Here is a 7991-nt window from a genome sequence, read left to right on the forward strand (position 1 = left end):
ATTTTGCCGCCGTCTTGATGATGACGTTGATGGTGTTGGGCCTGTTCTCCTGGCAGAAGCTGGCGGTGGAGGAAATGCCCGATGTCCGTCTGCCGATGGCGGTGGTGTCCACGCCGTATACCGGCGCCTCGCCCGAGGTGGTGGAGAGCGAGGTCAGCAAGCCGCTGGAAGAAGCGCTCAATACCGTCAACGGCATCAAGGAAATCCGTTCCTATTCCTCCGAAGGCAATTCTTTCGTGGTGGCCGAGTTCGAATTGTCGGTCGACCCGATCATCGCGGTGCAAAACGTCCGCGACAAGGTGGCGTCGGTGCAGGGGCAGTTCCGCCGTGAAATCGGCACGCCGTCGGTTTCGCAAGTCGACCCCAACGACAACCCCATGCTGTCGATCTCGCTGACTTCCAATCAGACCCGCCCGCGCGAACTGAGCAGCTGGGTCGAGAACGTGTTGAAGAAGCGGCTGCAGATGGTGGAGGGCGTCGGCGACGTCAGCCTGATCGGCGCGGTGCGGCGCGAAATCCGCATCGACATCGACCCGGTGCGGCTGGAAGGCTCCGGCCTGGCGCTCACCGATGTGGCCGACGCCATCAAGGCAGCCAATCAGGATTTCCCGGCCGGCAATGTGTCCACCTCGCAAAAGGAATGGGCGATCCGGGTCTCCGGCAAGCTGAAATCGGCCGATGACTTCGCCGCGCTGGCGATCGGCTATCGCAACGGCACGCCGATCCGCCTGGATGATATCGCCACGGTGTCCGATACCGAAGCCGAACAGGACAGCGTTTCGCTGATCAACGGCCAGCCGGGGCTGGGCATTGATATCAAGGCGGCGCGCGGGTCCAACGAAGTGGCCGTGGCCGACGGCGTCAAGAAGCTGCTGGCGGAGCTGAAGCCGCAGATGCCTGCCGGCACCAAGCTGCGCTATACCTATGACTCGGCGGAGGATGTGAAGAAAGCCCTGCACAGCGTGGAGTCCATGCTGCTGGAAGGGGCCGGACTGACCATCCTGATCGTATTTCTGTTCCTGGGCAGCTGGCGCAGCACAGTCATCACCGGGCTGACGCTGCCGGTGGCGCTGGTCGGCACCTTGTTCGCGATCCAGATCATGGGATTCACGCTGAACATGCTGACGCTGCTGGCCCTGTCGCTGTCCATCGGCCTGTTGATCGATGACGCCATTGTGGTGCGCGAGAATATCGTGCGCCATGTCGCGCTGGGCAAGAGCCATTATCAGGCGGCGCTGGATGGCACCAACGAAATCGGCCTGGCTGTATTGGCCACCACCTTGACGGTGGTTGCGGTGTTCCTGCCGGTGGGTTTCATGGGCGGCGTGATTGGCCGCTTCTTCCATCAGTTTGGCCTGACTGTCGCGGTGGCGGTGCTGATCTCGATGTTCGTCAGCTTTACGCTGGATCCGATGTTGTCGTCGATCTGGCACGACCCGCACCATCACGGCGACAAGCATCGCGGGCCGCTGGGCAGGATGCTGGATTGGTTCGAGATGTCGCTGGACAGGCTGTCCGATCGTTACGCGCTGCTGATCCGCTGGGTGCTGGGCCACCGCAAGACCGTGCTGGCGCTGGCGCTGAGCTTTACCGTGGCCAGCTTCTTGCTGGTGCCGATGATAGGCGGCGAGTTCGTGCCGGAGCGCGATAGCGGCAAGATCAACGTGGTGTATCAGACCGCGCCGGGCTCGTCGCTGGAATACACGGCGCAAAAGGGCAAGGAGCTGGCCGACTCGCTGGCTGGCATCAAGGAGATCCAGACGGTTTCCTTGAATGTGGGCGCCGGCAATTTCGGCGCCGGCAAGAACGACGGCAATCTGACGATTGATGTAGGCGACAAGCATTCGCGTCAGCGTAGCCTGCATCAGGTGATTGCCGATGTCCGCAAGCATGTGCAGCCGGTGGCCGGCGTGCTGATCAAGGCGGTGGCCAATGACGAGCAGCAGGGCAAGCCGATCTTCATCGGCCTGCGCGGATCCAATCTGACGGAGCTGGACGAAGTGTCGCGCGACGTCATGGCGCGCATCGCCAAGGTGAAGGGCGTCAAGGATATCGAATCCAACCTGACCGAAGGCGATCCGTCGCTGAGCCTGACCCTGCGCCGCGATGCCGCCTTAAGCCTGGGGGTGGATCTGAATCGGGTGGGCAATCTGTTGTCCATGCTGCTGGCCGGCAATGTGGTGACCACCTGGGAAGCGCCGGATGGCGAGAACTACGATGTGCGGCTGCGGGTGCCCAAGGGGGAGCGGCGTCAGGAACTGCTGGACCAGTTGAAAGTGGCCGGCAATGCGGACCAGCACGGCGGTGCGCAAATGGTGCCGCTGTCCACGCTGATCGAAACGCGGCAGGGTGTCAGTCCGCGCCAGATCAAGCGCACCAATATGATGCGCGAGATCAGCATCATGGCCAATGTGGAAGGTCGCGACGTCGGTTCGGTGATGGCCGATGTGGACAAGGCGATTGATGGCATGCAGCTGCCACAGGGCGTGCAGCGCATGCATCGCGGCCAGCAGAAGGATATGGAGGAAACCGTCAGCAATGCGCTGCGCGCGCTGGGCCTGGGCGTGATCTTCATCTACCTGATCCTGGCGGCGCAGTTCCGCAGCTTCACCATGCCGGTCACCATCATGATGGCGCTGCCGCTGGCTTTTGGCGGCGTGTTTGTCGCGCTGTTCCTGTGGGGGTCGACGCTGAACATGTTCTCCATCATCGGCATCATCATGTTGATGGGCCTGGTGGCGAAGAACGGCATCTTGCTGGTGGACTTCATCAATCGGGCGCGGCTGGACGGCATGGCGCGCGAGGATGCGATTGCCGAGGCTGGCCGGGTGCGGCTGCGTCCCATCATGATGACCAGCCTGGCGATGATTTTCGGCATGCTGCCGCTGGCGCTGGGGACCGGCGATGGCTCGGAAAGCAATCGGCCGATGGCGCACGCCATCATCGGCGGCCTGACCACTTCGACCCTGCTGACCTTGCTGGTGGTGCCGGTGGTGTACACCTATCTGGATGGCTTGCGCAGCCGGATTCGCCGGCTGTTGGGCCGGGGCAAGGAACAGTTGACGCTGAAAACGGAGTCCAGCCACTAAGCCGTGAGCCGGTAGGCCCGGCTCACGCGGCTTGCGTTACTTCTTGGCAGGGGCGACGCAGTCGTTGCCGTCGAAGCTGACGGACTGCACGGTGTGGTCGTGCGGATCGACCACAAAATTGGTAGTGCAGCTGTAGTAGACCGAGCCGCCGCCGCTGACGCTCCACGGATAGTAGAAGCCGTTGCCCTGTATCGGCATTTCCTGGCTGTAGGCGGTGCGGTAGGTGTAGAGCAGCTTGCCGTTGGGCATGGTCATCTGCGCGGTGGGCGCGCCCCAGCTTGCCAGCAGCTCATTGGCGTCGCGCCCTTGCCAGGAATAAACCTTCTGGGCATAGCCTTGCTGGGTGGCGCAGCCGGCCAAGGCGGCCATGGCGATGCAGGCGGCGATGAGGGTAGCGGTTTTCATGTGCGTAGCCTCGTGTAAATAGACTGTATTCATTATCCATTGTCATGGCATGATGATTCGAGCGCATGTCGCATGCAATGAACAATCCTGTTTTAACGATGGCGATGTTATGTCTGGATGTCAATTGTCGATGTCTTGCGCCGTCATGGAGTGTGTTAACAAGCGTGTGAAAACACGCCAATACAGCGGGGATCACCCGCGATCATGATCGGCGGCCTTGCCGCCGGTCGAGGGGAAACCAGGCTTGGCAGAAAAAACGGGTGCCCACACCCGGACCAGCCTGACAACAAAGGAGGAGATCATGCGCCTGAAAAAAACTCTCGCGATGGCCATGATGTTGGGCAGCCTGCTGCCCGCAGCCCATGCGGAAAAGGTGCTGCATGTGGCGTTTAGCGCGCCGGAAACCGGCTTCGACCCGGCCAAGGTGTCAGATGTCTATTCCGCGGCGGTGATCGAGCATATCTACGATCCGCTGCTGACATTCGATTATCTGGCGCGGCCGGTCAAGGTCATTCCCAATGTCACCACCGGCATGCCGACGGTCAGCGCCGATGGTCTGACCTATACCTTCCACCTGAAGAAGGGCATCTACTTTGCGCCGGATCCGGCCTTCAAGGGCAAGAAACGCGAGTTGATCGCGGCGGATTATGTCTACACCATCAAGCGGCTGTCCGATCCGACTGTAGCTTCGCCTCTGAGCGATACCTTCACCAACAAGCTGGTGGGATTGGCGGAGTTAGTCAAAAAGGCTGGCAAGAGCAAGCTCGATTACGACACGCCTATCGAAGGCGTGAAGACGCTGGACCGCTATACCTTGCAGCTGAAGTTCAAGCAGCCATTCCCGTCGTTGCCGTACGTGCTGGCGGGCAGCTGGGTGGAGGCGCAGGCGCGCGAGGTGATTGACGCCTATGGCGACAATAGCAACGCCCACCCGGTAGGCACTGGCCCTTATATGCTGGCGGAGTGGAAGCCGGGCAACCACATCACCCTGGTGCGCAATCCCAATTTCCGTCAGGAAACCTTCCACTACCAGCCGGGCGCCGACGCCAAGGACCAGAAGATCGCAAGGGAGATGGATGGTAAGCGTTTCCCGCAGATCGATCGCATTGATATCTCGGTCATCGACGAAGAGCAGCCAACCTGGCTGGCGTTCAAGAGCGGGGAGCTGGATATTTCGGGTATTCCCCAGCCCCTGGTCAAGCAGGTCTTGCGGCTCGACCCGACCAATCCCTTCCGCGCCGAGCTGAAGGCCGAATTCCGCCAGCAGGGTATCCAGCTGGGGCGCGAGCTGGACGAGGAGGTGACGTTCTATGCCTTCAATATGCAAGATCCGGTGGTAGGCGGCTTCAGCAAGGACAAGATCGCCCTGCGCCGCGCCATCGCCATGGCCTTCAATACCCAGGAAACGATACGCGATATCCGCCGCGGCCAGGCAGTGCAGGCCAACTACATCATTCCGCCGAATGTGGCCGGCCACAATCCCAATTTCCGCGCGGCCGCGCCATACAATCCGGCGCTGGCCAATGCCTTGCTGGACCAGTTCGGCTACAAGGTTGGCGCAGACGGCTACCGTACGCTGCCTAATGGCAAGCCCTTGGTGGTGGACTATGTCACCGGCCCCACGGCTATCGATAAGCAATGGAACGAGTATTGGCAAAAAGCCTTTGATCGCATCAAGGTCAAAGTCAATTTCCGCGTGATGCAGTGGAACGAACAGGCGAAGCAGTTGATGGCCTGCAGCTTTGGCCTGGTGGGCGATGCCTGGATTGCGGACTACCCGGATGGCGATAATTTTGCCGCCTTGCTCTATGGCGGCAATGTCGGCAATACCAATCACGCCTGCTATCGCTCGCCGCGCTACGACAAGCTGTATGAGCAGTCCCGCGTATTGCCGGATGGCCCGGAGCGCAACCGCTTGTACGACCAGATGAACAAGATCGTGGCTGGCGATACGCCGTGGATTTACGGCGAAAGCCGCTTTACCAACGCGCTGGCCCAGCCGTGGGTTCGCGGCTTCAAGAAACACCCCAATTTCAACGCGATCTGGCGCTTCCTGGACGTGCAGAAATAAGCGGCGAGCGAGGAGAAAAACATGTCCGCATTCATCATCCGCCGGCTGCTGCAAATGATCCCGACCCTGTTCGGGGTGATGCTGCTGGTTTTCATCCTGTTTTCGCTGGTAGGCGGGGACCCGACCCTGGTACTGGCCGGCAAGCACCTGACGCCGGAAGTGCTGGCCAATATCCGCGTGCAGCTGGGCCTGGACAAGAGCTTGCCTGAGCAATTCCTGGTATTTGTGCATCAGGTGCTGACGCTGGACTTCGGGACTTCCTGGTCCACCCAGCAGCCGGTTTCCGACATCATCGGCAGCCGTGTCGGCCCGTCGCTGACGCTGAGCGGCGCCATGCTGGTGGTCGATCTGTTGATCGCGATTCCGCTGGCCGCGCTGGTGGCGTATTACCGCGGCGGGCTGACCGACCACATCATCACCATCATCTGCACCGTGGCGATGTCGATCAGCGCGCTGATCTACATCATCGCCGGGCAGTACTTCCTGGCGTTCAAGCTGGGCTGGTTTCCGGTGCGCGGCTGGGGCGATTCCGTCTGGACCAATCTCTTCCTGTATGTGCCGCTGCCGCTGCTGATGGGCCTGATGGTTTCGCTGGGGCCGGACATCCGCTTCTACCGCAGCTTCTTTGTCGAGGAACTGGGCCAGGATTATGTGCGCACCGCGCGCGCCAAGGGTCTGTCCGAGCGCCAGATCATGCTGAAGCATGTGCTGCGCAATGCGCTGATTCCGGTGGTGACCAGCATCATGATGTCTTTGCCGTACCTGCTGCTGGGCGCGCTGGTGCTGGAGAGCTTCTTCGGCATCCCGGGCATGGGCAACGAAGTGGTGCAGGCGGTCAACAAGAGCGACTTCCCGGTGATCAAGGCCATCACCATCTACATCGCCATCGCCACCATGGTGTTCAACCTGCTGGGCGACCTGGTCTACAAGTGGATCGATCCGCGCGTGCAACTGAAGTAAGCGGAGGAGAACAATCATGACGACATTGCAGAATACCGTTGGCGCGGTGGCGGAAGCCCCATCCCGCAGCCTGTGGAAGCTGGGCTGGCAGCGCCTGAAGCGCAACAAGGTGGGCCTCATTTCTTTATGGATCGTGCTGGTCTATCTGCTGATTTCGGTCGGCGGCTGGTTCAATCTGGTGGGCGGGCACTGGACCGATGAGGTCGGCGTGCCGTACGCCCCGCCGAGTTGGGTGAGTGAATCCGCTGATGACGTGCTGCCGCCGGAAGCTGCGGCCAAGACCACGGCGGCGCCCATCATCTCCTTGAGTCGTGCCGAGGATCCGATCGGCAAAGAGCTGGCAGAGGCCGAGAAGCACGTAGGCGAATATGCCGACCATACGCCGCCGCGGCTGGAGAAGCTACCATTCGGCGGCGACTTGCAGGGCCGGGACGTCATCCAGAAAACCTTGAAGGGCACCTCCACCTCCATCTTCGTCGGCGTGTTCGGCGCGGTGTTTTCGCTGCTGATCGGCTGCGCGCTGGGCGCGGTGTCAGGCTACTTCGGCGGCAAGACCGATGACTTTCTCAACTGGTTCTACAGCGTGTTCACCTCGGTGCCGGACATGCTGCTGTTGCTGTCCTTTGCCGCGGTGTCCGGACGTGGCATCACCACCATCATTTCGGTGATGGCGCTGACCAGCTGGACCGGCACTTACCGCCTGGTGCGCGCCGAGTATTTGAAGCTGAAAGGCCGCGAGTACGTGCAGGCTGCCGATGCGATCGGCGCCGGCAGCGGCCGCAAGATGTTCATCCACATCCTGCCCAATATTTCCCACCTGCTGCTGGTGCAGTTTTCCCTGCTCACCGTGGCGTTGATCAAGTACGAGGCCATTCTGTCCTTCCTCGGCTTTGGCGTCGGCGTGCGCGAGGTGAGCCTGGGTTCGATGCTGGCGGAAGCGCCGACCGAGCTGATTCAGGGCTATTGGTGGCAGATGCTGGCGGTGACTATCGCCATGTCGGTGCTGGTGACGGCGTTCAGCCTGCTGGTGGACGCCCTGCGCGACGCGCTGGATCCGCGCGCGGCGGCGAAGTGAGCGGGACGAGGAGAAACCAATCATGAGCAATCCAAACCACAATACCCTGCTGTCGGTGCGCAACCTGAAGGTGCGTTTCCGCCAGGAAGACGGCGGCCGTTTCGAGGCGCTGAAGGGCGTCAGTTTCGACATCCCGGCGCACCGCACGGTAGCGCTGGTGGGCGAGTCCGGCTCCGGTAAATCGGTGACGTCGATGGCCATCATGCAGCTGTTGCCGCCGCAAACCAGCGAGATCGATCCGGCGTCGGAACTGCGTTTCGCTGGCCGCGACCTGCTGAAGCTGAGCCCGGCCGAGCTGCGCCGGCTGCGCGGCAAGGACATCGCGATGATCTTCCAGGAGCCGATGAGCTCCTTGAACCCGGTGTTCAGCGTGGGCGAGCAGATCGTCGAG

6 protein-coding genes are annotated in these 7991 nt (G+C 61.4%); 5 read left to right on the forward strand and 1 reads right to left on the reverse strand.

Going from position 1 to position 7991, the window contains the following annotated elements:
- Positions 1-3089: efflux RND transporter permease subunit (locus C2134_RS10340; RefSeq protein ID WP_103319827.1), on the forward strand; the 3089-nt coding region annotated here is incomplete at its 5' end.
- 36 nt (positions 3090-3125) lie between these two features.
- On the opposite strand, the gene C2134_RS10345 is transcribed toward C2134_RS10340, so the two are convergent.
- A complete protein-coding gene (locus C2134_RS10345; protein ID WP_233164439.1) occupies positions 3126-3494 on the reverse strand; it encodes a hypothetical protein in 369 nt (122 codons plus the stop codon).
- Positions 3495-3795: 301 nt separating this feature from the next.
- On the opposite strand from C2134_RS10345, the gene C2134_RS10350 reads away from it, so the two are divergent.
- The 4 genes from C2134_RS10350 to C2134_RS10365 all read left to right on the forward strand — a co-directional run.
- Positions 3796-5565, forward strand: coding sequence for an ABC transporter substrate-binding protein (locus C2134_RS10350; protein ID WP_103319830.1), 1770 nt, complete (start codon positions 3796-3798; stop codon positions 5563-5565).
- A gap of 21 nt (positions 5566-5586) precedes the next feature.
- Positions 5587-6525, forward strand: coding sequence for an ABC transporter permease (locus C2134_RS10355; protein WP_103319832.1), 939 nt, complete (start codon positions 5587-5589; stop codon positions 6523-6525).
- Between the two features lie 16 nt (positions 6526-6541).
- Entirely contained in the window at positions 6542-7600 is a 1059-nt protein-coding gene (locus tag C2134_RS10360) for an ABC transporter permease (RefSeq protein ID WP_103319834.1), read from the forward strand.
- Positions 7601-7622: 22 nt separating this feature from the next.
- Positions 7623-7991, forward strand: a 369-nt coding sequence (locus tag C2134_RS10365) for an ATP-binding cassette domain-containing protein (RefSeq protein WP_146042131.1), incomplete at its 3' end; no start/stop codon positions are given.

The sequence above is a fragment of the Chromobacterium sinusclupearum genome (assembly GCF_002902845.1).
Taxonomy (GTDB): domain Bacteria; phylum Pseudomonadota; class Gammaproteobacteria; order Burkholderiales; family Chromobacteriaceae; genus Chromobacterium; species Chromobacterium sinusclupearum.